Genomic DNA, 25,997 nt, shown 5'->3' on the forward strand with positions numbered 1-25,997 from the left:
TATGACCCCTTGGTCAAGTGGTTTAAGACACTGCCCTTTCACGGCAGTAACATGGGTTCGAATCCCGTAGGGGTCATCATGGAGGATTAGCTCAGTTGGGAGAGCGTCTGCCTTACAAGCAGAGGGTCACAGGTTCGAGCCCTGTATCCTCCATATGATGAGTTTACTCATCATTAATTTAATAGACTTCATCATGAAAAATGTAATTTGGCTCGGTAGCTCAGTCGGTAGAGCAATGGATTGAAGCTCCATGTGTCGGCGGTTCGATTCCGTCCCGCGCCATTTATGGAGGGGTAGCGAAGTCTGGCTAAACGCGGCGGACTGTAAATCCGCTCCTTCGGGTTCGGTGGTTCGAATCCACTCCCCTCCATTTTTCATAGGGATATAGTTCAATGGTAGAACAATGGTCTCCAAAACCATCGATGTGGGTTCAACTCCTACTATCCCTGCCATGATGGCGGTATTGGCGAAGTGGTTAACGCACCGGATTGTGGCTCCGGCACGCGTGGGTTCGATTCCCACATACCGCCCTTTGATTGGGTTATAGCCAAGTGGTAAGGCAATGGACTTTGACTCCATCATGCGCTGGTTCGAATCCAGCTAACCCAATTGGGTTTGGGCAAAAATGATGGCGGTATAGCCAAGTGGTAAGGCAGAGGTCTGCAAAACCTTCATCACCGGTTCAAATCCGGTTACCGCCTTTCCTGAAAGGGTTGTAAACCTGATCAGTAAATAGTAGTAAGTCCAATTCATTATTATGCCGGCGTGGCGGAATTGGCAGACGCGCTGGACTCAAAATCCAGTTCCCGTTGAGGGAGTATCGGTTCGACCCCGATCGCCGGTATCATTGCTACATAAGTAGTTACGATAAAAAGAGACATCATACCTTATGTGTGGTGTCTCTTTTTTTGTCGTTATAACGGAATAACAGCGATATAACAAACGATTGTTGAATGCTGATTTTTCATATTTGAAAACGAGTCTGTCATCAGAAGGGGGGGCGATACCGGTGATCAGGATCGAACTCGGATACGTCGAATCCACCCAGTATCAATCGATTATGGATACGACGAATTTTAAATGGTAAGTATTGATTAACGGTTTTTTATTAAACGAGGACTTAAAATGACTCTAGTTAGAACAGTTTATGATCCAGACTTACCGACGTTATTATTGTCTTTACATCCAGAAAATACGCAGGCTATTGTTGCGCAAACAAAAGTCATTGAGTATCGGCATCGCTTCTTCAAGCAGCCATTTCAAGCGTTTGTTTATACAACTGGTTCGCAAGGTGGTGTAAACCTATTTATGAAGTGTGACCAACCAATTAAGGCCACTGTTAACTCGTTGGCTCAAATCGGGTATCGGCTTCAAAATGAGAGCAGCAAAAGTGTCAACGCATATTTTAAGGCTCAAAACAGCGGTGTGGCGATTCCGATTACTGAATGGGTACAATTTCCCCTGATTAGGTTAAAAACGCTTAGAATAAGGTTTGATAATTTTGTAACCCCACGTAGTTATGTCTTTTTAGATCAGCAGGTGCGCCAAGCTCAATTGGATTATTTCTTACAGCAACCAATTTTGAAGCGAGGATTAACTGATTGGACAGCGAAATATGCTGATATTGCAGATTTGATTTAAAAATAGGCTATCGTGAAACAAATATAGTTAAATTGTGATTTAAGTGGTATCAAAGAAGAATAGTCTGATCAATATTTAAACCAATGTGATCTATTTGTTCTTGCGTAGTAAAGGTGGTGACCATGCCCCTTAACATGTACTAGATAGCCATCTTTTCCCATATGGTAAAAAGGCATAATAGAAATTCTATGACCTTTTTTAAGACGTAAGTGCCGACCTAAACGGCTAATTACGAATGAACTGCCTTGAATAAAACGATAAACGGTTATATTTCGAGAAACGTGGGCGGTTCGATACGAACTGGCGTCAGCAACTATGCCACTGAATAAGAAACTGACTACAAAAGCCTGGTTAACTGATCACACAAAATGTGATTCTGGTTAACCAGGCTTTTTTCGATTTACTTAATTAGCTTTTCATAAACGTAGCAGACGTCATCTTGGTGATAGACGCCGACCATTTCGCCAACTCGTTCGAACCCCATTTTAGCAATCAAATGTTGCATCGGTAAGTTGTCAGCATGGGTGTCGATCCGAATACTTTTAATTTCCGGATGACGGCGGATAATATGATCAATCATTTTTTCAAAGAGTTGAGTGGCATAACCATGACCAGCTTTACTGGAATGGATGGCCACACGGTGGATGACCCGGTATGGTTCGGTCGTGTTTAGCCAAGTGGCTTTGGCAGTATCATAAGTCGTGTCGGGTGATGGCACGACGGCAACAGCTCCAACGGTTGCGTGATCGTCTTCATTGAAGAGATAGGCCGATCCACCCATAATATCTTCGGTAATCTGATTACGTGATGGGTAGTCGCCTTGCCATTGGTTCACGCCGGCTTCGGCCAATTGGTTACGGCCGTCGCTTAAAATGTCGATGATTGTATCAATATCATCGAGGGTTGCTTTCTTGAAATACATGTTGCAGTGCTCCTCTCCTGTTACATCGGCGCGGATTCACGCTGACTTAAACAGTATACAGAAATCTGGTCAGATTGAAAGGATTTACTTCTGATTTTCATTAATTTTTCCATTTTGCAAATTGGTCAAAATCTGCGCCGCTTGACTAGCTAGCTGATGCTCCTCATTATAAGCGGCGACAGCACTGGGGGCGTACTGATAAGCGCCCGTTACTAAAGTTTGTTCATAGAATGGCAAATAGGGGAGCTGGTGATCACGGGCGATTTGAATCGCTGCTTGCCAGTCGAAGGGCACTTGGCGATAACTAATATCTAGGAGACCATGATCATCGAACGTCAATAGTAAATACATCGCGCGCTGTTGTCGCAATTGTGGATGAACGGCGGTCGGTAGGCCCACGGTGCCCGCGTTTAAAATTAATTGGCCGTTAGTTGAATACCGCATTAGTGGTTGGTGGGTGTGAGCGTAAATCACAATATCCGGATCACCAACTGTCGCTTGATCGAAATTAACTTGAGCTTCAGTTGGCGCCAAGGTATGGCCACTGGCGAAGTTCGGTAAAACGTGTTGCAGCCGAATCTTCAGCTCACCGACTTGCTTAGTAACGGTCAGTGGTAAGTGTACTAATTGCTCAAAGTGGGTGGTCGATAATTGGGCGCGGTCATAAGCTGTTAAAATCGTGGCCATAATTTGTTTCGGTTGGTTGAACGTTGTGGGTGTCGCGGTTAAAACTTTACGATAGTTTTGTTCGTGATTACCTAACACGTAAACGGTGGGGGCCACTTGATCAAGTAAGGTCATACACCGTTCGGCTTCCGGTCCACGCACGGTGATGTCACCGACCGTCCAAAATTCGGTTACGGCTTGTTGTTTGGCATCGGCCAGGACAGCTGTTAGGGCCGTGGCGTTGCCATGAATATCTGAGAGTACGGCAATTTTATGTAACATGAGTAATAGCCTCCGTAAGTGCGATTAAAGTTTGTTATCGGCTTAATCGTTTCTTTGAACTTTTGTTAACTGGCTGTAACGTGGTTGCAACTTGACTCTGGTAAGCTTGGTCATTGGAACGAAGTAATCTATTAGCACGTATATTCAAGCCAATTCGTTTCACGTCGCCGTAATCTCGCTGATTACGACGGTTTTTATTTTACCTTTTTTTAGTGATGAATAAAATTAAAATGAAATTAGTATTGACAGCATTAAATGAGAATGTTTTAATGTAAATATCAACTTAACGGAAAGGAAAGATAATTATGACACAACTTTGGTCAACTAACGCGTATTATTATGGCTTTTATTACTTTAGGTAGCGTCCGCATTAGTTTCTTAGATGCGGGCGGTGAACACGCCCGTGTCTAAGGTGAGCAAAGTCATTTTTGTCTTTGACCAGCTAGACACGTGAAGGTCTAGCTGGGAATAAACATCATTTATTCCTGCATGGTTTTTAAAGCCAGCTAGATTTTCTAAATCTAGCTGGCTTTTTATATTCTAATTCGTTTTTAATTTTAAGTAGTGGTTAACATGCATAAGAGAGCATTATCGTTGAGTTTATACCTGAATTACTTCGTTCATGGGATTGGGTTAATTATTTTAACGCAAAATATGCAAGCGTTAAGCCAGCATTGGCAAACGCCAATAGCCACCGTTTCCTACGTGGTTTCGGGAATTGGGATGGGGCGCTTGTTTGCCTACTTCCTATTTGGCAAATTATCTGATCGTTATGGTCGTAAGTTATTTATTAATATTGGGATGTTGAGTTACTTAGTCTTCTTCATTGGTATGGCGTTTGTGACTAATATTCAGGTGGCCTATGCCTTAGCTATTCTAGCGGGGATTGCCAACTCGGCTTTAGATTCTGGGACCTACACGACCTTCATCGAAATGGGTGGTCGGCAAGGATCCGCTAACGTGTTGATTAAAGCCTTCATGTCCGCTGGTGAATTTATCTTACCATTATTGATTGCCAGTCTAGAAACCACGCGGCAATGGTACGGCTGGTCCTTTATGTTAGCGGCCGTCGTTTTGATCGTCAATGTGGTCTTACTGAATCGGCAGAAATTTCCAGTACGTAACCAGGTCGATGCAAGTGCCCAAGCGGCGGGTCAACAATTATCCAAAGCCCGTCGTTGGTTAGCCAGTGCTAGCTTGGCTGGTTACGGCTACACGTCAATGGCTGTGATGATCTTATACACGCAATGGATCAGTTTATTCGTGACCAGCGAATTGAACTACTCGCGTGTGTTGGCACATTTATTACTATCACTATACAGTATCGGGTCCATTACTGGCGTGCTCGTGACGTTCTGGTTGCTACATCGTGGTGCAGCTGAAAATAAAGTCTTACTGACGATGAACCTGAGCTCGTTAGTCGCATTACTAGTCGTGTGTTACACGAGTTGGCCATGGTTATCGATCATCGCATCATTCGTTTTTGGCTTTACTGCTGCTGGTGGCATGATGCAAGTGGGGTTGAACTTATTTATCCGGCTTTACCCCCAAGCTAAAGGAACTGTGACCGGCGTCTTCTTCACTTTTGGTAGTATCGCGGCGTTCACGATTCCGTTGATTACCGGCTGGTTGTCGAAGCAAAGTATTGGCGCGGCGATGCGCTTTGATTTAGTGGTTGGCTTAGCTGGCGTGGCTTTAGTTGCTTTGGCCGTCTGGGCGTTAGGACCAACGAAGTCCTTAGCTCACGAACGGCAACATATTAATCAGATTGATCAACAGATCGTTCGGCTACTCAATCAACGGTTCGACATGGTCACCACGATTGGCGATTTAAAACAAGCTGAACAATTACCAGTCTTAGATCAGCAACGTGAAGATCGCGTTTTAGATCAAGTTGCACAAAAGAGTCAAACCGCTGCCCATACGCCATACTTACAAGCAATTTACCAAGCGATTATGTTGAATTCGCGGGCGTACCAAAGTGCCCGTAAAACGACGACTGAAATGACAACGAGATCCACTCAGCATAAGGAGGAATTAACACATGATTAATTACGTGACGGCCGGTGAATCACATGGGCCCCAATTAACTGGCATTTTAACCGGGATTCCAGCCGGATTAACCTTAGATATCGCGGCCATTAACACCGGCCTAGCTGCGCGGCAAGGTGGCTTTGGCCGCGGTAATCGGCAACAAATCGAGCACGATACGGTGACGGTTACTGGTGGCTTACGTCATGGTGTGACTTTGGGTTCCCCGATTGCGTTAACGATTCAAAATCGGGATCATGCGCATTGGCACGCGATTATGAATCCGACTAGTCCAGCGACCGCTGACAATACCTTGCGGCAAGTCACCCGACCACGACCTGGTCACGCGGATCTCGTTGGCGGCATGAAATACGGTCACCGCGATCTACGGAATGTCTTGGAACGGTCATCTGCTCGTGAAACGGCCATGCGGGTGGCAATCGGTCAGATTTGTAAGCAATTATTAGCCCAACTCGGGATCGACTTAGTCGGCTACGTGCAACAGATTGGGCAAATCCAAGTTGATCCGCAAGCGAGCTTGTCAGTCACTGAATTGACTCAAGCCATCGCACAAAACGATTTACGAATTACCGATAATGCGCAAGTTGATGATATTCACGACCTCATTACCGCGACTAAAAAAGCCGGCGATACACTAGGTGGCGTGATACGAGTGGTTGCCACTAATGTCCCAGCGGGCTTAGGTAGCTACACTAATTGGGACACTAAGTTGGATGGACAACTGGCAGCCGCCGTGATGGGCGTCAATGCGATGAAAGGCGTTGAGATTGGCGATGGCTTTGCCGCGGCTGCGAGCTATGGCAGTCAGGTGATGGATGAGATCGATTGGGATGCTGAAAACGGATGGTCTCGGTTGACGAATCATCTGGGCGGCTTTGAAGGTGGCATGACCAACGGAATGCCAATCATTATTAAGGCGGCGATGAAGCCGATTCCAACGCTTTACAAACCATTACAAAGTGTTGATATCCAGACGAAAGCGATTCAAAAGGCAAGCGTAGAACGCTCAGATACGACTGCCATCGTGCCCGCGTCAATCGTTGTTGAAAGTGTTGTGGCGATTGAACTTGCCCGTGCGATTACAGCGACCTTTGATGGCAGCAACTTGAGTCGGTTACAAGCGATGGTGCAAGCTTATCGCGCCGAACTCCAAGCGTACTAGCCAATGCAGATGCATACGTTAGGTCCCGCTGCTACTGATAGTTATGCGGCGGCGCAAACTTATAACCAATTGCCCGCAGTGACGCCGATGACGATTGTTGGTCACCCAAGCTTTGAAGCCATCTTGACCCATTTGGATCGCTACAGTGGTGATTATTTACTATTACCGGCGGCGTTCAAATCACCGGCGTTACAAGCAAGTTGGGGCGATGTCCACTATGCCTTGCTTGATAAGATGACGTTGACCCGTTGCTTTATGACGCAGTTGAACCCATTAGTGGTCGTGCAGCGATTGGATGCGGATAATCGCATCGGCTACACACATGCGGCGACGGCCCAACTCTTACAACGGATTGTCAGTCATGTCGACGTGCAAACGGCGCCAAGTAAAGTGGCGGCTTATCAACTTTATCAAACCAATCAAGCCGGCTACGTTTTAACGAATGAAAAAAATGTCACACTAACGGCCAATGAACGGGTGGTGAAACGTTTAACGCCCGCGATGGTCTGGTGTCTATATCATATTAAGGATGACGATGAATGAAAAAATTAAACAGCCAACCCGCTAATGGTCTCCACGGTACATTGACGGTTCCTGGTGACAAAAGTATTTCCCACCGCGGCCTGATCTTTGGTGCAATTAGCCAAGGGACGACTACGTTAACCAACTTTTTACCCGCTGATGATTGCTTGTCCACATTAGGTGCCATGCAAGCGCTCGGTGTTCAAATTGACCGGGAGGCAACGACTGTTCAGATAATCGGTCGCGGATTACATGGCTTGACAGCGTCACACCATCCTTTAGATATGGGTAATGCTGGGACAGCAACGCGCTTATTAGCCGGCTTATTGGCTGGCCAACCTTTTGACAGTACACTCATTGGTGATGACTCACTCAGTCAGCGGCCAATGGAACGGGTCCGTCAGCCATTAGCTACGATGGGTGCCAAATTGGATTTAGTGAATGGTCATTTACCAATGAACATTCACGGCCAGCGTTTACATGCCGCCAATTACCAAATGACGGTCGCCAGTGCTCAAGTCAAAAGCGCGTTAATCTTAGCGGCATTACAAGCTGACCACCCAAGTACGATTATTGAAAAATTACCGACGCGTGATCATACCGAACGCTTACTGCAGGCGTTTGGTGGCGAGATTGCGACGGCAGCTGATGGAAAGACGATTACGGTTCAGCCGCAACCAAACTTGCGGGGGCAAGATGTGACGGTACCCGGAGACTTATCGTCAGCAGCCTTCTTTTTAACAGCGGCTAGCATCGTGCCCGGTTCCCGCGTGCGATTGCACAATGTTGGTTTGAATCCCACGCGGACCGGTTTATTAACAGTATTGCAACGTATGGGCGGCGATGTCACGATTACACCAACTGCTAGTACGGGTGAACCATTCGGCGATGTGACCGTAGCGGCGACTGAACTAAAGCCGATTACCTTGACGGCAGCTGATATTCCAGCGGTGATCGATGAATTACCGTTAGTGGCGCTATTAGCGGCGACCGCTAATGGGGTCAGTCGAATTAGCGGTGCTGGTGAGTTACGGGTCAAGGAAACGGATCGCATTGCCACGATTGTGACTGAATTACGCAAACTAGGCGTCGCGATTGAAGAACGCCCTGATGGTTTTGTAATTGACGGGCGGCCGGCTTGGCACGTCCAGACGTCACAATTGGACAGTCACGGTGATCACCGCATCGGCATGATGATGGCGATTGCGGCGTTGCGGCTTCAGATACCGTTAACGTTGGCAAACTCGTCAGCCATCAGTATCTCGTACCCGAACTTCTTTCATGATTTACAACAATTATTACCGGCAACGGAGGTATTGGCATGACGCAAGTATTGATTAAAGGACTCGGGCTGATTGGCAGTTCGCTGGCGCTAGCGATTCGTCAAGCGCATCCAGCCGTCACGATTGTGGGCAGTGACGTGGTTCCAGCAACTCTTGATTACGCGCAACAAAGTCAGCTCGTTGATAAGGTGACAACTGATTTCTCAACTGCGGCAGTGACCGCCGATGTGATCATTTTAGCTGGGCCGGTCGCCGTGATTTGTGACGACCTAGCGACTTTAGCCAAGCTGCCGTTGAAACCGCAAGTGGTGATTACCGATGTTGGGAGTACGAAGCAGACGGTGTTAGCGGCGGCCAAACCATTACAACAACGGGGGTTAGCCTTTGTGGGCGGGCATCCAATGGCTGGTTCGCATAAATCGGGCGTGAGAGCGGGCCGCGCTGATTTATTTGAAAATGCGTACTACTTCTTAGTGCCCGGCTTAGCACCAACCACTGCGGTCCAGCAGTTGCAGGTCTTATTAGTGGGCACGCATGTCAAATGGCTCACGGTGACACCTAAGCAACATGATCGGTTAGTCGGTCAGCTCAGTCATTTGCCACATGTGGTGGCCGCAGCGCTAGTGAATCAGACGCAACAAGCGTTGGCCGATTCACCGCTAGGGTTACGGTTGGCGGCGGGGGGCTTTAAAAGCATTACCCGCATCGCGTCGGCGGACCCGACCATGTGGCAGTCGATTTTATTGAATAACGGGCAAGTCGTAACCAGCCAATTACAGGATTATATCGACCAGTTAGCTGCAATTAAAGCCGCGATTGAGCAGCAAGATGCGACTAAAATCAACGCGTTTTTCGCTGCAGCGAAGACCACCCGTGATCATTTAGGACCGGAACACCTGGGAAGCTTGCCTAACTTTTTCGATTTATTTTTAAATATTCCGGATCAGACCGGTGCGATTGCTGATGTGACGCAACGTTTGGCTGCCGCGGGATTGAGCTTAGTGAATATTCATATTTTAGAGATTCGTGAAGACGTCGATGGGGTCTTACAAGTCACGTTCGGCGATGCCGCCACACGTGATCAAGCGGCAACCCTATTACAACAAGCAGATTATCAGATTGTGAGGAGAAGTTAAGATGGAAGCAATTTTAATTGGATTTATGGGTAGTGGCAAAACGACGGTTGGTCGGCTATTGGCGGACCAATTAATGACCCAACATGCTGATTTGGATGACATGATTGTTGACCGGGCCGGCCAAGCCATTACGGCGATTTTTGAGGAACATGGCGAAGGGTACTTCCGGCAACTCGAACAACAAACGTTGCGCGGGGCCTTGGCGCAACCAGGCGTGCTTTCGACGGGTGGCGGGACGCCCACGATTCCGGCTAATGCGGCAATTTTGACGGCTAGTCCAGTGCCGGTTATTTGTCTAGCCGCTGACGATGCCACGATCCTCGACCGTGTGTCCCATGATACTAGCCGGCCATTGGTTAATGACTTGGATACAACGGCATTATTGGCACTGAAACATCATCGTGCCCCTTTATACGAAGCGGCGGCGGACTTGGTGATTCAGACCGACCAATTGACCCCGAACGAGATTGTGGCGACCATTCAAGACTGGTTAAGTCAACCCGCACGCCGGACTGCTCAAGGTTAGGGTCGTGGGAGGTTGCCGCCTGCCGGTTGGGTTCTAAAACGCTGGAACGCCATGGGTCATTTTGAAGCCAAAGCCCGGTCTGCAAAACTGACCTTGGCCTAAGTCCGAGAAAAACACTCGCACTAAGGCCAACGACACGGCTGAGCATTTTAGAACCCAACCTCTCGGCTAAATTTGTAATCGACAATAAATAGTCATTAATTCCCGTTATTTAACGCCGGGCGGGCCAGAATTGGCTCAGTGGTGTCGTTGATCTTAGTTGCCTGGTTTTTAGGCGACTTAGATCAAGCCCGGTTTTCGAGACCGCCCTATGGCTCGAAAACGTGGCCACCACGTTCCAGCCAATTCTGGCCCAACCAGAGTGGTAAATTTATCCAACTAATACATAAAACACCCGCTAACAGACTGCTAGCGGGTGTTTTGAGGTGCTATTCATTAGAAGTTAAGCTCAATTCATTCATAAACGTTAAGAGTAGTTTCGAATAACCGGGGTGATCGGTATTGGTCTTAGCTTCGACTTGCATCTCATGCAGATTGTCGGTGATGATGCCGTTGACCCCCATGAACATCATCTGATCCATCAAGTCAGTGTCATCGATATCCCATGCGTAAACTTTTTGATGATTACGGTCGGCTTTACTGACGAACTGATCGTTTAGCGTCGTGGCTTCCATCGTATAACCATTGGCGCTTGTATATGGAAAAGTTAGATTATATGGCAAGATATAATTGACGAATTGATGCGGGTCTTGCGTTTTTAAATCGGTCATGACCTTGTAGCTGAGCGTATGCACCTGGTCATGATTTTTCTGCAACGTTTGACCATAGCGTTTAATGAAGCGCGTCGTATCTTGACGGGTATACGCTGATGTCGTTTTGATTTCGACTAATAATTTTTGATGGTGTTGATGAGCGGCGGTTAAATATTGGTCGAAACTCGGAATCTTGGCTTGGTAGCCGTTTTCGTGAACCGTTAGTTTAGTCAATTGGTTCAAGGTTAACTGTGCGGGCTTTTTCTTGATACCCGCTAATTTCTTTAAATTAGTATCATGCATCACGACAAATTGATGATCCTTAGTGACTTGTACGTCCATCTCGATGTAGTCAGGATGTTCGCGACTAGTCTTAATCAAAGATGGCATCGTATTTTGCACGCCGTTACCATTATCGACACCGCGATGGGCAATCATCAACGGTTGGGTGATGGCGAGGCCATTTAGATAAATCAAATTAAACGCAACTAATAGGCCACTGGCTAACGTCATCCCAATGATGACTGTCGTCCGAGTCAGTCGTTTGAGGCGGGGCGCTTCGTTGAATCGAAGTTGATTTTGCATGGGCAAGGTTAGGTCTTGTCGGTAGCAGGCAATAATCAGCATCATAAACAGGACGGTCGTGTAACAGATGATAATTTCCGTGACGACTTCCATCATAAATAAGTTAACCGTCGCGGCGGCCATCCCAAAGTTGGTGTGGTCAAAGCCGAGTTGAGCAACGTAAATGCCGCCATAAATAACCAACACGATTAGCGTCACCATACCTAAAATGACGAGCATGTGCCAGAGGTAGCGCCAGATGCGGTGTTGTGTCTGTTGCCAGCTCTGTTTAACGGCTTGACGCCAGGGGAGTTGGTCGATAATCATGAGTGGCAATAAGCTGATTAACCGTAAGCCTAGATAACCAGCGCCGAGATAAAAGACGGCTAAGGCCACTGCTAGCCATGGGTTCTCAAGTAAATAGCTGACGATAAAAGCTGGAATTCGTGCCTTATTCAAGAGCGGGGTTGTAAAGAGATAGCTACCAAATGGCAAAATCACCATAAAATAGCCGATAAAAAAGATAAAGGTCCCAATCGAGGTATGATTTAAGCTGTGAACTGTGTCATACAAGACATCACGCACGGTTGCTGGTCGACCATTGAGAATATTAATGATTCCTAGGAGTAGGAAGGCGAATTGCCAGTAAACCAAAATAATTACTGCTAGTAATAATAGCAACATGCCAACAAACGCCAAGGGTTCTTTGACCATGATGTGGCCGAAATTGGTATATGACACATAAGCGACACCTTGCCACTTTAAGAGCATCTCCAATGCCCAGTTAAAAAACGGAATGGCCACGTAGCTAATCGCTAAGTTAGTCCCAAAAATCAGCGCGACGTAACTGCCCCAGTGTTGATAAAAACGGCGGGTCCCAGCCCACCAAAAACGCCATGCCCCCATGTTGCAGGCCCCCTAAAATTAATTTAGTTATAGTTTAGCATATGTGGTTGGTGACCGGGGGATGGATTGGCGAATTGCTGGTAACTGCCAATTGTAAAGAATATATAAAATGTTGATTCTAAAATAAATGCCAAACCAAGTCTAAATTTAAGCCGGTAATGATTAAGGTCAGGCCATAGCCCAACACCGTTGTCCACCAGTGATTGACGTGGGTCCCCATTAATTTAGCATGACTAGTGAGGGCGACCATCGGAAATAAGGTGATTGGTAAAGCAATGCTCAAAGCAACTTGTGCGTAGATGATTAATTGTTCAAAAGCATGGTCCGTAAAACCGACCAGTAGGCCAATTAAGAAAATCGGTAGTAGGGTGACTAGCCGAGTTAAGAGGCGTCGTTGCCACAGGGGTAGTCGGATATGTAAGTAACCTTCCATGACGATTTGGCCGGCAAGCGTACTAGTGATCGATGAAATCAGGCCGGTGATCAGTAACGCAAAGGCGAACAGGCTACTCATGACGGGACTAGCCAAAGCGCCAACGATGGCTGGATTCTTCAAACCATTAAATACAGCCTGTAAATTGGCTAATTGGGTAGTTGTATGGAAAAATAACGTGCCACCGAGAATGAGTAGGAGCGCATTAATGACGAAAGCGGCCAGTAGATGAATAGTGGAATCCCAGTTAGCAAATCGTAATGCTTCGGTGACTTGGGCCGGATTATGGTCGTCATAACGCCGACTTTGGGCCAAAGAAGAATGCAAATACAAGTTATGCGGCATGATGGTGGCACCAAGAATCCCTAGGCTTAGCATTAAAGCGGCATGATTTTTGAAAATTAATGGTGTCGGAACTAAGCCCGCCAAGATAGTCCCCGCATGCAAGTTTGTGCGGCCAACTTCACAGCCAAAAATCAGACCGACCGTCAAGATTGCTGCCAAAACGATGAATTCAATCCGTCGAATGCCGAATCTCAAAAAGAGCAAGACAATTAAGACGTCGCCAATAGTCAGCAAGATGCCAGCTAGTAAGGGTAAGCCAAAGAGTAATTTCAACGCGATGGCCGTGCCGATGACGCCGGTCAGATCAGTGGCCATCATCGCGACTTCGTTCAGCAGCCACAAGCCGTAACGAACTGGTCGTGGACAAAACTGGGCGATAGCTTGTGCTAAATCTTGGCGGGTGACGACTCCTAATTTATGGCTAAGGCTTGCATGAACGTGGCAACGATAATGGCCATGCCTAAGACGGCTAGTAGGTGATATTGAAATTGACTGCCGCCAGCTAGTGACGTCAGCCAATTGCCGGGATCCATATAGCCAACCGCAACTAGGGCACCGGGGCCACTATAGGCGAGAAATTTTTGCCAAAAGGCAGTTTGTGCAACGCCAGGGACGGGCACGCTGCGGTTGATTTCAGTGAGACTGGGCTCATCTTTAGGCTTCATGGACTTGCGCCTCCCACCAGCGGGTTGCCAGGTCCGCTAAGAATTGACTAAAGCGCGGATTATCATTCATTGGTGGCACTAAGTCAAAACGGTTACCGCCGCTAGCACGAAAAGTCTGATAATTTTGAACATAATCTTCTTCAATCGTTTCTAGACAGTCGACGACAAAGGAAGGCGTCACAATGAGCACATTGCGGTGGCCTTTTTCAACGAGAGTCATTAATTCATTTTTTAAATAGGGTTTCAACCATGGCATCGGACCAAATTTGGATTGAAATGCGGTGATGACGTGATCCGCCGGTAAGTCAGGCAACCGTTTGAGGACCGCTTTAGTGGTAGCTAAGCATTCTTGCAAGTAAGGGTCACCGTGGCGAACCATGGCCGTGGGAATACTATGATAACTGAAAATGATCCGATCATAATTGTGTTGGTCATAGCTAGCCTGCACTTGGTCAGCCAATAGTTGTAAATAGTCAGGTTCATCGTAAAAGTGCTTGATAAACGTCATGGGCACGCCACTGGTTTCTGCTTGAATCAAAATAGATTGGTGGGTACTTTGGGTGTATTGCGGGAAGAGTGGTAGGACAATCACTTGCGGACACCCCGCAGCAGCCATTTGTTTTAACGTCTTGCCAATGGCGGGTTTACCATAAGTCATTGCGAGACGAACGTCCCAAGTCGGTAAGTCGGCTTGCACTAAATCACGGATTTGCTGGGAACGAACAATCAGTGGTGAACCGGCCGCCAGCCAGCTATCACGGTAGAAAGTGGCCGAACGCCAAGCGCGTAGTGGCAAAATCAAACCGTGTAATAAGGGTTGCCAAATTGCTGGCGGCATTTCGATCACACTGGGATCACTTAAAAAACGACTTAAATAGGCTTTGACGTCGGCAGTCTGCGGCGATGCGGGTGAGCCTAAATTCACAAGTAAGAGTCCTGGTCGCATATTGACGACTCCTTTCAACTGATATCGAGTTCATTATGGCATAAAATTATTGATAAAAATGGATTGACGCCCTGAATTGTTGCGGTTATCAAGTGATAATCAGGTAATTAGTTTGGTAAGTCAATATACAAAATATATTTGCTGCTAGTTGGAGTTAAGCTGCCACTCTGGTTGGCCCGGAATCGGCTGAAACATGGTGGCCACGTTTTCGAGCCACAGTGCGGTCTCAAAAGCCGGGCTTTTACTAAATCGGAAGAATCACCGATTAAGTAAAACGACACCACTGAGCCAATTCGGCTGCCCGTCGTTAACGACTAAGTATTCGTTATAGTAAAAACGGCTACTCATTATTTAGATTTCCAAGCAATGAGTAGCCGTTTTCACTATTTAAGTTTGTTATGAAAGTTCTTCAATTAAGGTCTGAAGTGGTCGAAGAAGGTGTCAGAATTTGTTGTTCAAGTGCCATTAACTTGGTTTAATCTGTTTGAATTAAATCTCCAATTCATCTTGATGTTCAATAAGCTCTAGTTTGTATTTGGCAATTTTTGATAGGTGTTAAATAAAAATAAGTCTCGATGACTTAGGATAACTAAGTTGCATCGAGACTTATTGGAATGATTAATCAAACAGTTTGTTTATCGTAATTTGTTATACGTTGGCACTAACGAATCATGCTTGGTGTTAGTTAAAAGTAAACAACTAGTCAATTATAAATACCGGTAATTAACGGTGGGCGGCTCAGAATTGGCAATTGATGGTCGGACCAGAAGAATACCCGCTAATGACTTGCTATCTGACAAGTTGTTAGCGGGTATTTTAAGATGTACTAAAATAAAATTTAGCACTTAAATTAGCGTAGAGCGGGCTGGATGATGCTCAGTGGTGTCGTTTGACTTAGGGCGGGTGGTTTTCCCCGCTCTTAGTCAAAGCCCGGCTTGTGAGACCGTTTTTTTGGCTCACAAACGTGGCCACCACGTTCCAGCATCACTCCAGACCAACCGCAGCGGCAAGTTAATGGACACTGTTTAAATCCGAATTGTCGTATTACCAAGCTTTTCAATCAACTTCAAGTTTTCGCGATAATCAACCGGCACCGTAATAATATGCACGCCAGTCTTGGCGGCAACGGCTTGTTTCAGCATCGGTTCAAACTCGCTGGCTTGTGTTACGCGATAACCAACGGCGCCGAAACTTTCAGCATATTTAACGAAGTCCGGATTACTGAAGTCGACTTCATCATGATGTTCGAGCTCCATATCCATCTTCCACTTGATCAAGCCGTATGAGGCATCTTCCCAAATCACGATCACTAGATGTAGCTTTTCACGGATCGCGGTTTCGATTTCTTGGGAGTTCATCATAAAGCTGCCGTCACCCATCACGGCGACCACGGTGCGGTCCGGGTAAGCGAGCTTAGCACCTAATGCCCCGGGCAACGTCCAGGACATCGTTGACAGACCGTTGTCGATTAAGCAGGTATTCGGTAGGTAAGTCTGATACAACCGGGCCATCCACATCTTAACGGCCCCGGTATCGACTAACACGATATCGTCATCGGCTAAAGCGGCACGAGTATCGTTAACGATTTTTTGTGGCAGCATTGGGAAAGCGTCACTGGCGGCCCCGGTGGCGAGTTCCTTTTGAATCATTTCGCGAATCACTGGTTTGCGGTTAGCGTAGTGAATATCTTGTTCCTTTAGTGCAGCAATTAAGGCGGCTAAGCTGGGCCGGATGTTCGCGATAATGTTGAGTGTGACATCGTAATGGCTATCAGTATCTTGGCGGAACATGTTGATATGGATAATCTTCTTGTCGCCCCGCGGATTGATCTTTTTCGGATCAAATTGTTGAATCGAAAAGCCAATCGCGATAATTAGGTCGGCATCGTCAAAGGCGAAGTTTTCATAATCTTTACGCATAAAACCAACGACCCCGAGGGCATTTTTATGCCGGTCGGACAAGACGCCTTTACTCATAAAGGTGGTGGCAACGGGAATATCTAAGAGCTCACTTAGTTGTTGGACATATTGTTCAGCATGCTTCCAAGTGACCCCATCACCGGCTAAAATGATCGGGTGTTTGGCCCCGGCAATTAATTTAACGGCTTTGTCGATATCGCTGGCCGTGGGTTGCGTCACGGAAATTGGTGCAATTGGTAACGGCTTACTTTCAGCATCGGCTGGTGCCATCTCAACGTCTTGGGGAATGGATAAGTAAGTGGCCCCCGGCTTGTCGCGTTTGGAGATTGAGAACGCTTTACGGACCATTTCGGGCACCGCGTGAGACGTCAGCACCATATTGGCGTATTGGGTCACCGGTTTGAACATAGAGACTAAGTCGATGACTTGATGGGATTCCTTATGCAGTCGATCCAAGCCACCTTGCGCACTAATGGCAACCAGTGGGGTGGAGTTGGTTTCGGCATCCGCGACCCCTAACAATAAATTAATGGCGCCAGGGCCTAGGGTGGCGACACAAACGCCGGGGTTACCGGTTAGGCGGCCATAAACACTGGCCATAAAGGAAGCCCCTTGTTCATGCCGAGTTAAAATAAATTTGATTTTTGTCGATTTGTTAATCGCATCGACTAAGTGAATATTTTCTTCGCCAGGAATACCGAAGACGTATTGGACGCCTTCATTTTCGAGACATGCGACTAATAATTGGGCGGTATTTTGAGTCATTGGGACCGTCATAATTAACCTTCCTTACTGTGAGTGAATTTTTGATGACAATAATAACCTAGATAACAAATTGCCACGAATGGCAGCGTGTAATAAAGGGCGATGCGTTGATTGGGATCAAACCAGATCAACAGACAGGATAAGCCACTTAAAATAAACGCTAGCCAAGGGACGACCGGATAACCTGGTGTTTGATAGACCAAGTCTTCAAGTTTGTTGCCGGCTTTTAAATAAGCTTTACGAAAGTTGATCTCCGATAACGCAATCGCCATCCAAACCAGCACAACCGCTAATCCTGAGATTGAGACTAACACGAGATAAACGGAGCCCGCAGCATAAACACTTGATAATAATGCGAGAATCCCACCTAACATGCTGGTAATCAGCGCCGGTAACGGCACGTCGCGTTTGGTTGTTCGCTTAAAAATCTTTGGAATAGTCCCTTCGTTGGCAAGTGACCACAGCATCCGCGTTGACGCGTATAAGCCAGAGTTGGCGGCTGACATGATCGCCGTTAAGACAACGAAATTCATGATATCCGCGGCATAGGGAATCCCGATGGCTTTAAAGACCAGTACGAAAGGACTTTGAGTGACGCCTGCTTGTTGGTAGGGGATCAAGGCGGCCATGACGAACATACTGCCGACAAAGAAGATAATCAGCCGCCACAGGGTGGTTCGAATCGCCGTGGGAATCGTGTGGGCGGGATCTTTAGTTTCGCCCGCAGTAATCCCGATGAGTTCGGTCCCTGAAAAGGCAAAGTTAACCGTCAGCATGGTGGTAAAGACGCCACCGAAGCCATTCGGAAACCAGCCGTTTTTGTAATAATTGCTTAGAAATGGGGCGTGCGCATGGCCTTGTAAATGTAAGACGCCGACCATCGCCAAGCCACCTAAAATAATGAAGGCAATAATCGCAACGACTTTGATGCTGGCAAACCAAAACTCGGCTTCCGCAAACCAGCGCACCGACATCGCGTTGACTGTAAAGATGACGACCATAAAGACTAAACTCCAGATCCAAGTGGCGATATGCGGGAACCAGTGCTGCATAATTAAGCCAGCCGCCGTGAATTCGGAACCCAGCGCAATCGTCCAGGTGAGCCAGTATAAAATGGCGACCGTAAAGCCAGTGCCGGGACCGATGTATTTCTTAGCGTAGACATGAAAAGCACCGGTGTAGGGCATGGCAACGGCTAGTTCGCCGAGACACAGCATGACTAAATAGACCAAGACGGCGCCAATGGTATAAGCCAAGAGGGTGCCGATGGGTCCTGCTTCGTGAATCGTATAGCCGGAACTTAAAAAGAGCCCGGTCCCGATGACCCCGCCGAGCGAGATCATCAAGACGTGCCGGGACTCCATTTGCCGGTTGAGATGGGTCTGTTTTGCCATAAAGAATATCCGCCTGCCTTGTCAGTTTGAATTAATTAGAATAAAATGAGTAAACTCACCAGTGTCATTAGAATACCATAATTCAATGGTCGAAAGGAAACTGATTATGTCAATAAATACATTGAAAACGCTATTACAAAAAGGAATCGTTATTTCCGATGGGGCGATGGCCACGGAATTAGAAAAGCGCGGGGTGGCGACGGATAGTGCGTTGTGGTCGGCCACGGCGATGCAAAGTCAGCCAGCGGCGATTACGGCGGTCCATCAAAGTTATTTTGCGGCTGGCGCGCAGATTGCCACCACAAATACGTATCAAGCCAATGTGCCAGCATTCGTGCAGGCCGGGATTCCCGCAATGCAAGCCCGACAACTGATTCAAAAAGCCGTGACGTTGGCTAATCAAGCCCGGGATGATTATGCGGCGCAACATGCTGATTTTCGTGGCGTGGTCGCCGGTAGTATCGGCCCATACGGCGCATACTTGGCCGATGGTAGTGAATATACGGGCAAGTATCACTTAGATGAAGTCGCCTATCAAGCTTTTCATCGCGAACGGCTGCAGTTAATCACGCAAGTGGGTGTAGACGTGTTGGCTTTAGAGACAATGCCCAATTTTGAAGAAGTTCAAGCACTGGTTCATTTAGTGACAACTGAATTCCCTGACCAGCCGTACTGGGTCAGTTTTAGTATTGAAAATCCCACGACGTTATGTGATGGGACTTCACTGGCTACAGCGGCGCGTTGGGTTGCGCAACAACCGAATGTCGTGGCGGTCGGCGTTAATTGTACCCGCTTAGAAAATATTGAACCGGCGTTAAAGACATTGCGGGCTGCGGTCGACATCCCTTTGATCGTTTATCCTAATTCTGGCGATGAATATGATCCAATCACAAAAACGTGGCAACCCAATGCAGATAGCCAACCTTATGGCTCATTTGTGCCTAGCTGGATGGCCGCCGGAGCGAACGTGATTGGTGGTTGTTGCCGGACAACTCCGGCAGATATTGCGGCAGCGGCTAAGATTGTTGTGGGGTAAACGTGATGATTCCAATTGGCTTATTGGTCGTCATCGTAACCTTGATGAGTTGGTGGTTGGTGCATTTTTACTGGTATCGACGTGGCTGGCGCATATTTTGGGCGACCTTAGCAGTTCTATTAACCGTGATCGATATTGCTTGGATTGTGTTCATGATTAGAATGGCAACTGTGGTCGATTAAAAAACACCAACTCAGCTAAATGGGTTGGTGTTTTTGTGTGTCTGATATCATGCTTGTTGCAAGTTGGTTTAAATTGCCACTCTGGTTGGGCCAGAATTGGCTGGAACGTGGTGGCCGCGTTTGGAAGCCAAAGAACGTCTTCCAAGCCGGGCTTTATCTAAGTCGGAAAACCACCGACCAAGATAAATGACACCACTGAGCCAATTCCGGTCCGCCCGACGTTAAATAACTGATTATTTATTTAAAATACCCTTTTTAGAACCCAACCGGCAGGCGGCAATTTCAATTTACACCAAGTATGATTAATAGAGTAAAAACATAAAAATCAATTGCAATAACGCGTTGATCATCAAATGCAAGCGAGTACGTCCGAATGACTGTTGCATAAACCAAACCGCAACGGTCAAAATGATGGCAACGATGGTTTGCCACGTCATTGGCTGTAAGAAAATCGTAACGACTAGCAAGACACCGCTTAAGGCCGAGACGAGTTGATTAATTTGTCGCTGCTTACTGAACGTGGGGACATATAAGAAGATATAACTCGCAGCTAAGGGGGTTAGCTTCCATAGAAAGGTCGTTGATAGGTAGTTATTCTGTAAATAGAAAACAGCGACCGGAATGGTAAAGGTCATCACGATCCCGAAGACCACGAGTCCAAAATAATTTTGCATGCCAAAACGTGGAATCGCCATCACGAACAACCAGACACTGCACGTTAAGAGTAAATATAACAGTTCTGATTCACGGGCGATGATATTGGTAAACGCTAATGCAATTGAAATGCCAATCGCAATTAGGCTCCACTGGGCGCGAATTCGCCGATCTAAAATAATAAAGACGGTGGCGGCAATTGCTAAGGTGTAGCCGATTAGTGGTAACTGCGAACTTGAAAATTGTGCCGTTTGGAACGATTGGCCGTAATCTAATGCGGCCCACCAACAAATAATACTTTGGATGATCGTGAAAATGCCTAGTTGGACATAATCACGGTTGAGTTTAAGTTTTCCGATTCGAATCATTGGTCACAGCTCTTTCTGGTTAATACGATTGATGCTCATTGAAATTGCCGCCTACCGGTTGGATTTAAAATGTTGAAACGCCATGGCCATTTTGAAGTTGAAAACTGGTCTTGACCTAAGTCCGAGAACAGCACGTGTACCAAGCGTTAATAAATTTTTTGACAGTTTCCTCATAAAGACTAACTGGCAGACAACCATTTAACTAGCATCAAAAGTTGTTTAATATTTTAATCGTACCATAGGGCGCCTGTCCGTCAATCATTTGGAAAGAATCTTTAATAATTTACTAAATTGTGGTAGAGTGGTACAGTTATGAGCCGTTCCCGAAAGGATAAGAGAGCGTTTGGGCTGAGTGGCCGAAACGTGGTCTGACCAACTGCGGGCTGTGCCTAGCTACGCTTAACAACCGTTGCCAAACCCGCAACAATTGCTAAGCTAGGCTATGCGCGCCAGCAACCCGTTGGCCAGCCCACTCTTAGATGCCTTGTAACCGAAATACCAAAGGGGGAATTATAAAATGAGTGAGAGACACCTATTTACATCGGAATCAGTATCTGAAGGCCATCCCGACAAGATCGCGGATCAAATCAGTGATTCCATCTTAGACGCCATGTTGGCGCAAGATCCAAAAGCACGGGTTGCCGTGGAAACATCCGTTACGACTGGTCTAGTATTAGTTTTCGGTGAAGTTTCGACGACCGCTTATGTTGATATTCAAAAGGTTGTTCGTAATACGATTAAATCAATCGGTTATACGGATGGCCAATACGGGTTTGATGGTGACAACTGTGCCGTCTTAGTTGCTTTAGACGAACAGTCACCAGACATCGCGCAAGGGGTCGATGATTCCTTAGAAACGCGTGAAGGTAACGGCGATCCGCTCGATCAAATCGGGGCCGGTGATCAAGGGATGATGTTTGGCTATGCCATTAACGAAACGCCTGAATACATGCCATTACCAATCTCATTGAGCCACCGTTTGATGCGCAAGATTGCGGCACTCCGCAAGGCTGGCACCGTCAAATGGTTACGGCCCGATGCTAAATCTCAAGTGACCGTTGAATATGATGATGCTGGTCAACCTAAACGAGTTGATACGGTCGTTGTGTCAACACAACATGATCCCGATGTTGACTTGGCCACGATTCGCCAAACGGTGATCGACCAAGTTATCAAGGCCGTGATTCCTGCTAACTTGTTAGATGACCAAACGAAGTATCTCGTGAATCCAACCGGTCGTTTTGTGATTGGTGGGCCACAAGGGGATGCTGGTTTGACTGGTCGGAAGATTATCGTGGATACTTACGGTGGCTTCGCTCATCATGGTGGTGGCGCGTTCTCCGGTAAGGATGCCACGAAGGTTGACCGTTCCGCAAGTTATGCCGCGCGTTACATTGCGAAAAACATTGTCGCAGCTGGTTTAGCTGACCAAATCGAAGTTCAATTAGCTTATGCCATTGGGGTTGCACAACCCGTTTCGATTGCCGTTGATACGGCCGGCACTGGTAAAGTTAGCGATGATGCTTTAATTGAAGCTATTCGCAAAAACTTTGATTTACGTCCAGCTGGGATTATTCAAATGTTAGACTTACAACGGCCAATTTACCGTCAAACGGCGGCTTATGGTCATTTCGGTCGGACTGACATTGATTTGCCTTGGGAACATACTGATAAAGTTGACGCCTTAAAAGCTGAATTTGAAGAACTTAATAAATAAAACGGTGACGATTCCAACAGATCGTGACGGTCTGTAGGTACTCGACGCTAAAAGCGACCTCTTTTTGGGGTTGCTTTTTTATTATGGTCAGAGCGTTCAGGCCAACGGGTTGAAGGTGAGCATTGCCTAGCTAAGGTGGTGACTCGGTGAACTTTCCGAGTGGCCACCTTAGCGTAGCAAGCGCAGCCTTCAGTTGGCCTGGACACGTTTCGGCAAATTAGCAATAGCGTGGTTAGATAGTAACTTATCACGCTTGGTGCTAGTTGGATCAGGTTGCCACTCTGGTTGGTCCAGAATCGGCTGGAACGTGGTGGCCACGTTTTCGAGCCGAAGGGCGGTCTCGAAAGCCGGGCTTTATCTAAGTCGAAACCCACGACTAAGATAAACGACACCACTGAGCCAATTCTGGCCCGCCCGACGTTAATGAACAGGTATCTATGAATGAACGATTGCTGTTCAGCAAGTCTCTTAGCCGAGTAGTCGGCGGTAATTCTAACTAGTACTAAGGGCATGACCAGTATGTTTGTTAAGATTAAAGATTGTGCGTGTTGATTATTGATTTGAATAGGTCAACCTAGCTAAGGCTATTGATAATTGGACCATATTTCAACGGTACTACTCGGCTAAAAATGAATTTGTCTTAAACTATAATCACAAAAAAGCACTTAATTAGCGCAGGGCGGGCTGGATTGATGCTCAGTGGTGTCGTTTGACTTAGATCGGGTGAATTTTCCCGGTCTTAGTCAAAGCCCGGCTTGTGAGACCGAACTGTGGCTCACAAACGCGGCCACCACGTTCCAGCATCAATCCAGCCCAACCGCAGCGGCAAATTTATACTAACTAGATTTAAAAAAGAGAAGGAGAAATACATGCAACAGCGTAAAACCAACGTGATGGCAGTCACCATTGCCATTTACGTGGCCACGTTCATGAGTGCGATTGAAGGGACAATTGTCTCGACCGCGTTGCCAACGATTGTCGGCGACTTGCACGGGGTCGCTTTAATGAACTGGGTCTTTTCGATTTATTTATTGACCAACGCCATGATGACGCCAATTTATGGCAAGCTGACTGATTTAGTCGGCCGTAAACCCGTCATGCAAGCGGGATTACTGATTTTTATTATCGGGTCCATGATGAGTGGGCTATCTGATTCGATGCCGACGCTGATTTTTTGGCGGGCGATTCAAGGGATTGGGGCTGGGGCGTTGATGCCGGTCTCAATGACGATTATTGCGGATATTTATTCGTTTGAACGGCGGGCAAAAGTTCTTGGATTTAACAGTTCTGCCTGGGGGATTGCCTCCGTATTGGCACCGTTAATCGGGGGCTTGATCGTGGATAAATTAAGCTGGCACTGGATTTTCTTCATTAACGTTCCCGTGGGCTTAATTACCTTGATCTTATTTCAAGTTTATCTGCGTGAACCAAAACGGCATAATGACGTTAAAGTTGATTATCTAGGTAGCTTTTGGTTAATGCTATTTTTACTATGCTTAATGCTCAGTTTCCAATTATTGGGAAATACGACAATTAGCTGGCCAGCGGTTATCGGGGCGTGGATCATCAGTGCATTGAGTTTATGGCTCTTTATCCGGCGTGAAAGTCGGACCCCTGAACCGGTTATTTCACTCAAGTTATTTAAAAATCATACTTTTGTGATTCAAAATGCTGTCGCAGCTTTAATCAGTGGGTTCTTGATGGGGGTAGAAGTGTATATCCCAACTTGGACGCAAGGTATTTTAGGTGTGCCGGCTTCCTTAGCTGGTTTCGCGGTGACGCCGAGTTCCTTGATGTGGATTATCGGGTCATTCGTGACGGGTCGTTTGCTGGCCAAATGGGCGCCTCGACGCATTATCTATTTGAGCTTAGCCTTTATTGCGGTGACCGGGATATGCTTAGCCGTGATTCCCGTTTCAACGGCATTTGCTTGGTTCTTCTTGATTACTGCCGTTGGTGGGGTTGGTTTCGGGATCGTGATTACCGCGACGACCGTAACGTCACAACATTTAGTGTCACCCAAAACAGTTGGGGTCGCGACATCGTTTAATACGTTGAGTCGGACGATTGGGCAAACGTTGATGATTTCAGTCTTTGGGATTGCGTTAAACGTTGGGATGAATCAAGGGATTCAAGGCCATCCGGGGACGAATATGGCGATGATGAACAAGTTGATCAATCCACAGACAGCAACGGAATTACCGGCTAAATTATTGCCAACTTTGCGCGGCATTTTATATACCGGCCTTCATTGGGTCTACTTAATTGGGTTGGGCTTGATTCTCTTGGCTGTTTTGGTGAACAGTCTGGATCGTGGCCCACAATTGACAGCGGCCCAGCATGCTGAACAGCTACATCGAGATGAACATGATGACGCGACGGACTAAGGTTTTATGGACTAGCCTAATAGGACTACTGATTGTTTTAGCTGTCGGTTACGGGGTCATCAAAGCCAAAACCTATGAGCCTAGTCGCGCTGCGCAAACGGCAGCAACAACAGCGACGGTTACGGCTAACTATACGGTCTTTAAAGGTAGACCGTCGAAAACGGCCATTGTTTTCTACCCCGGGGCACTTGTTGATCCAGCCAGTTATAGTATCTGGGCCAAGCAGGTGGCGCAACAAGGTCACAGTGTCTATTTGATGCATTTTCCATTGGATTTAGCGGTATTAGCTGGTAATCGAGCAGACCAAGTGCCAGCCAAAGTACGTCACAATTATGTGATTGGCGGCCATTCTTTAGGTGGCGTGATGGCGAGTCGCTATGCGGCAAAGCATCCGCGGGGCCTGAAAGGCAGCTTTTACCTTGCCAGTTATCCGGACAAAAAAGGTCGACTTGATCACACAACGTTACCAGTGCTGTCAATTACCGCAAGTCGTGATGGGGTGTTGAATTGGTCGCATTATCGGCAGAGTAAAGTGTATCTGCCAGCACACACCACGTTTGCCAAAATAATTGGTGGTAACCATGCGGGCTTTGGCAGTTATGGACCACAAAAGGGGGACCACGCGGCCACATTGGCCAATGCTCAGCAACAGGCACAAGTGAGCCAGTTGTTAACGCAATGGCTGACTAAATTAACTAAATAATGGGTCAAAAAAACGGGCTTACTAACTGAAGTAGGCGCGTTTTTTTGTGTACAGCTTTTAAGTGGCGGC

The 25,997-nt window shown here is 46.9% G+C and carries 19 protein-coding genes, 9 tRNA genes and 1 pseudogene; 21 read left to right on the plus strand and 8 right to left on the minus strand.

The features are described 5' to 3' along the window. The first annotated feature begins 3 nt into the window (after positions 1-3). The 10 genes from FFM77_RS02130 to FFM77_RS02175 all read left to right on the plus strand — a co-directional run bounded on the left by FFM77_RS02130 (position 4) and on the right by FFM77_RS02175 (position 1,641). Positions 4-76, plus strand: a tRNA-Glu gene (locus tag FFM77_RS02130). 4 nt (positions 77-80) lie between these two features. Continuing rightward, positions 81-153 (plus strand) — tRNA-Val (locus FFM77_RS02135). 56 nt (positions 154-209) lie between these two features. Continuing rightward, positions 210-282 (plus strand) — tRNA-Phe (locus FFM77_RS02140). A gap of 5 nt (positions 283-287) precedes the next feature. Beyond that, positions 288-370 (plus strand) — tRNA-Tyr (locus FFM77_RS02145). Between the two features lie 8 nt (positions 371-378). After that, positions 379-452 (plus strand) — tRNA-Trp (locus FFM77_RS02150). A 5-nt stretch (positions 453-457) separates the two neighbouring features. Beyond that, positions 458-530 (plus strand) — tRNA-His (locus FFM77_RS02155). Between the two features lie 7 nt (positions 531-537). After that, positions 538-609, plus strand: a tRNA-Gln gene (locus FFM77_RS02160). Between the two features lie 21 nt (positions 610-630). After that, a tRNA-Cys gene (locus FFM77_RS02165) sits at positions 631-701 on the plus strand. Positions 702-759: 58 nt separating this feature from the next. Next, a tRNA-Leu gene (locus tag FFM77_RS02170) sits at positions 760-844 on the plus strand. A 281-nt stretch (positions 845-1,125) separates the two neighbouring features. After that, positions 1,126-1,641: a hypothetical protein gene (locus FFM77_RS02175; protein ID WP_137634109.1), complete on the plus strand. Its 516-nt coding sequence runs from the start codon at positions 1,126-1,128 to the stop codon at positions 1,639-1,641. A 400-nt stretch (positions 1,642-2,041) separates the two neighbouring features. Here FFM77_RS02175 and FFM77_RS02180 read toward each other — a convergent pair whose 3' ends face one another. Together FFM77_RS02180 and FFM77_RS02185 are read right to left on the minus strand one after the other, a co-directional pair. Further along, positions 2,042-2,563 (minus strand): GNAT family N-acetyltransferase, encoded by a 522-nt coding sequence (locus FFM77_RS02180; protein ID WP_137634110.1) that lies wholly within the window; start codon positions 2,561-2,563, stop codon positions 2,042-2,044. Positions 2,564-2,647: 84 nt separating this feature from the next. Continuing rightward, positions 2,648-3,511 (minus strand): metallophosphoesterase family protein, encoded by an 864-nt coding sequence (locus FFM77_RS02185; RefSeq protein ID WP_137634111.1) that lies wholly within the window; start codon positions 3,509-3,511, stop codon positions 2,648-2,650. 573 nt (positions 3,512-4,084) lie between these two features. Here FFM77_RS02185 and FFM77_RS02190 point away from each other — a divergent pair. From FFM77_RS02190 to FFM77_RS02215, 6 genes are read left to right on the plus strand one after another with little or no spacing between them, the layout of a single operon-like run. After that, positions 4,085-5,563, plus strand: a complete 1,479-nt coding sequence (locus FFM77_RS02190) for an MFS transporter (protein ID WP_137634112.1) — start codon at positions 4,085-4,087, stop codon at positions 5,561-5,563. Further along, complete coding sequence (aroC, locus tag FFM77_RS02195) at positions 5,556-6,725, plus strand: chorismate synthase (RefSeq protein ID WP_137634113.1); 1,170 nt, start codon at positions 5,556-5,558, stop codon at positions 6,723-6,725. Before FFM77_RS02190 ends, aroC begins: the two co-directional genes overlap by 8 nt. A 3-nt stretch (positions 6,726-6,728) precedes the next feature. Continuing rightward, entirely contained in the window at positions 6,729-7,268 is a 540-nt protein-coding gene (locus FFM77_RS02200; RefSeq protein WP_137634114.1) for an amino acid biosynthesis protein, read from the plus strand. After that, positions 7,265-8,572: a 3-phosphoshikimate 1-carboxyvinyltransferase gene (aroA, locus tag FFM77_RS02205; protein ID WP_137634115.1), complete on the plus strand. Its 1,308-nt coding sequence runs from the start codon at positions 7,265-7,267 to the stop codon at positions 8,570-8,572. Before FFM77_RS02200 ends, aroA begins: the two co-directional genes overlap by 4 nt. Then, positions 8,569-9,666: a prephenate dehydrogenase gene (locus tag FFM77_RS02210; protein ID WP_137634116.1), complete on the plus strand. Its 1,098-nt coding sequence runs from the start codon at positions 8,569-8,571 to the stop codon at positions 9,664-9,666. Before aroA ends, FFM77_RS02210 begins: the two co-directional genes overlap by 4 nt. Before the next feature lies 1 nt (position 9,667). Further along, on the plus strand, positions 9,668-10,192 hold the full coding sequence (locus FFM77_RS02215; protein WP_137634117.1) for a shikimate kinase: 525 nt from the start codon (positions 9,668-9,670) through the stop codon (positions 10,190-10,192). Between the two features lie 428 nt (positions 10,193-10,620). Here the strand turns inward: FFM77_RS02215 and FFM77_RS02220 are convergent, their stop codons facing one another. The 5 genes and pseudogenes from FFM77_RS02220 to FFM77_RS02240 all read right to left on the minus strand — a co-directional run bounded on the left by FFM77_RS02220 (position 10,621) and on the right by FFM77_RS02240 (position 18,881). Further along, positions 10,621-12,414: a glycerophosphoryl diester phosphodiesterase membrane domain-containing protein gene (locus FFM77_RS02220; protein WP_137634118.1), complete on the minus strand. Its 1,794-nt coding sequence runs from the start codon at positions 12,412-12,414 to the stop codon at positions 10,621-10,623. A gap of 118 nt (positions 12,415-12,532) precedes the next feature. Next, positions 12,533-13,857 (minus strand): annotated as a pseudogene (locus FFM77_RS02225) (Nramp family divalent metal transporter). Next, positions 13,847-14,803, minus strand: a complete 957-nt coding sequence (gene hemH, locus FFM77_RS02230; RefSeq protein ID WP_137634119.1) for a ferrochelatase — start codon at positions 14,801-14,803, stop codon at positions 13,847-13,849. The pseudogene FFM77_RS02225 and the gene hemH overlap by 11 nt, the downstream one beginning before the upstream one ends. Positions 14,804-15,828: 1,025 nt before the next feature. Continuing rightward, a complete protein-coding gene (locus tag FFM77_RS02235) occupies positions 15,829-17,499 on the minus strand; it encodes an acetolactate synthase large subunit (protein ID WP_223876755.1) in 1,671 nt (556 codons plus the stop codon). Positions 17,500-17,501: 2 nt separating this feature from the next. Next, entirely contained in the window at positions 17,502-18,881 is a 1,380-nt protein-coding gene (locus FFM77_RS02240) for an amino acid permease (protein ID WP_137634120.1), read from the minus strand. 106 nt (positions 18,882-18,987) lie between these two features. Between FFM77_RS02240 and mmuM the strand changes: the two genes are divergently transcribed. Continuing rightward, positions 18,988-19,917 (plus strand): homocysteine S-methyltransferase, encoded by a 930-nt coding sequence (gene mmuM / locus FFM77_RS02245; protein ID WP_137634121.1) that lies wholly within the window; start codon positions 18,988-18,990, stop codon positions 19,915-19,917. Positions 19,918-19,922: 5 nt separating this feature from the next. Beyond that, the gene (locus FFM77_RS13950) at positions 19,923-20,099 is read left to right on the plus strand and encodes a hypothetical protein (RefSeq protein WP_171001538.1); all 177 of its coding nucleotides are present in this window, start codon (positions 19,923-19,925) and stop codon (positions 20,097-20,099) included. Between the two features lie 302 nt (positions 20,100-20,401). Here FFM77_RS13950 and FFM77_RS02250 read toward each other — a convergent pair whose 3' ends face one another. Continuing rightward, complete coding sequence (locus FFM77_RS02250) at positions 20,402-21,121, minus strand: hypothetical protein (RefSeq protein ID WP_137634122.1); 720 nt, start codon at positions 21,119-21,121, stop codon at positions 20,402-20,404. Between the two features lie 517 nt (positions 21,122-21,638). Here FFM77_RS02250 and metK point away from each other — a divergent pair. The 3 genes from metK to FFM77_RS02265 all read left to right on the plus strand — a co-directional run bounded on the left by metK (position 21,639) and on the right by FFM77_RS02265 (position 25,928). Continuing rightward, a complete protein-coding gene (gene metK, locus FFM77_RS02255; RefSeq protein WP_137634123.1) occupies positions 21,639-22,838 on the plus strand; it encodes a methionine adenosyltransferase in 1,200 nt (399 codons plus the stop codon). An 869-nt stretch (positions 22,839-23,707) separates the two neighbouring features. Further along, the gene (locus tag FFM77_RS02260; protein WP_137634124.1) at positions 23,708-25,225 is read left to right on the plus strand and encodes an MDR family MFS transporter; all 1,518 of its coding nucleotides are present in this window, start codon (positions 23,708-23,710) and stop codon (positions 25,223-25,225) included. Then, positions 25,209-25,928, plus strand: a complete 720-nt coding sequence (locus tag FFM77_RS02265) for an alpha/beta hydrolase (protein WP_137634223.1) — start codon at positions 25,209-25,211, stop codon at positions 25,926-25,928. Before FFM77_RS02260 ends, FFM77_RS02265 begins: the two co-directional genes overlap by 17 nt. The last annotated feature ends 69 nt before the right edge of the window (positions 25,929-25,997 follow it).

The organism is Lactiplantibacillus songbeiensis, from assembly GCF_005405125.1.
GTDB lineage: Bacteria > Bacillota > Bacilli > Lactobacillales > Lactobacillaceae > Lactiplantibacillus > Lactiplantibacillus songbeiensis.

Coding starts and splice junctions, on each gene's coding strand:
- FFM77_RS02175 (WP_137634109.1), top strand. CDS start 1,126: ATGACTCTAGTTAGAACAGTTTATGATCCAGACTTACCGACGTTATTA.
- FFM77_RS02180 (WP_137634110.1), bottom strand. CDS start 2,563: ATGTATTTCAAGAAAGCAACCCTCGATGATATTGATACAATCATCGAC.
- FFM77_RS02185 (WP_137634111.1), bottom strand. CDS start 3,511: ATGTTACATAAAATTGCCGTACTCTCAGATATTCATGGCAACGCCACG.
- FFM77_RS02190 (WP_137634112.1), top strand. CDS start 4,085: ATGCATAAGAGAGCATTATCGTTGAGTTTATACCTGAATTACTTCGTT.
- aroC (WP_137634113.1), top strand. CDS start 5,556: ATGATTAATTACGTGACGGCCGGTGAATCACATGGGCCCCAATTAACT.
- FFM77_RS02200 (WP_137634114.1), top strand. CDS start 6,729: ATGCAGATGCATACGTTAGGTCCCGCTGCTACTGATAGTTATGCGGCG.
- aroA (WP_137634115.1), top strand. CDS start 7,265: ATGAAAAAATTAAACAGCCAACCCGCTAATGGTCTCCACGGTACATTG.
- FFM77_RS02210 (WP_137634116.1), top strand. CDS start 8,569: ATGACGCAAGTATTGATTAAAGGACTCGGGCTGATTGGCAGTTCGCTG.
- FFM77_RS02215 (WP_137634117.1), top strand. CDS start 9,668: ATGGAAGCAATTTTAATTGGATTTATGGGTAGTGGCAAAACGACGGTT.
- FFM77_RS02220 (WP_137634118.1), bottom strand. CDS start 12,414: ATGGGGGCATGGCGTTTTTGGTGGGCTGGGACCCGCCGTTTTTATCAA.
- hemH (WP_137634119.1), bottom strand. CDS start 14,803: ATGCGACCAGGACTCTTACTTGTGAATTTAGGCTCACCCGCATCGCCG.
- FFM77_RS02235 (WP_223876755.1), bottom strand. CDS start 17,499: ATGACGGTCCCAATGACTCAAAATACCGCCCAATTATTAGTCGCATGT.
- FFM77_RS02240 (WP_137634120.1), bottom strand. CDS start 18,881: ATGGCAAAACAGACCCATCTCAACCGGCAAATGGAGTCCCGGCACGTC.
- mmuM (WP_137634121.1), top strand. CDS start 18,988: ATGTCAATAAATACATTGAAAACGCTATTACAAAAAGGAATCGTTATT.
- FFM77_RS13950 (WP_171001538.1), top strand. CDS start 19,923: ATGATTCCAATTGGCTTATTGGTCGTCATCGTAACCTTGATGAGTTGG.
- FFM77_RS02250 (WP_137634122.1), bottom strand. CDS start 21,121: ATGATTCGAATCGGAAAACTTAAACTCAACCGTGATTATGTCCAACTA.
- metK (WP_137634123.1), top strand. CDS start 21,639: ATGAGTGAGAGACACCTATTTACATCGGAATCAGTATCTGAAGGCCAT.
- FFM77_RS02260 (WP_137634124.1), top strand. CDS start 23,708: ATGCAACAGCGTAAAACCAACGTGATGGCAGTCACCATTGCCATTTAC.
- FFM77_RS02265 (WP_137634223.1), top strand. CDS start 25,209: ATGACGCGACGGACTAAGGTTTTATGGACTAGCCTAATAGGACTACTG.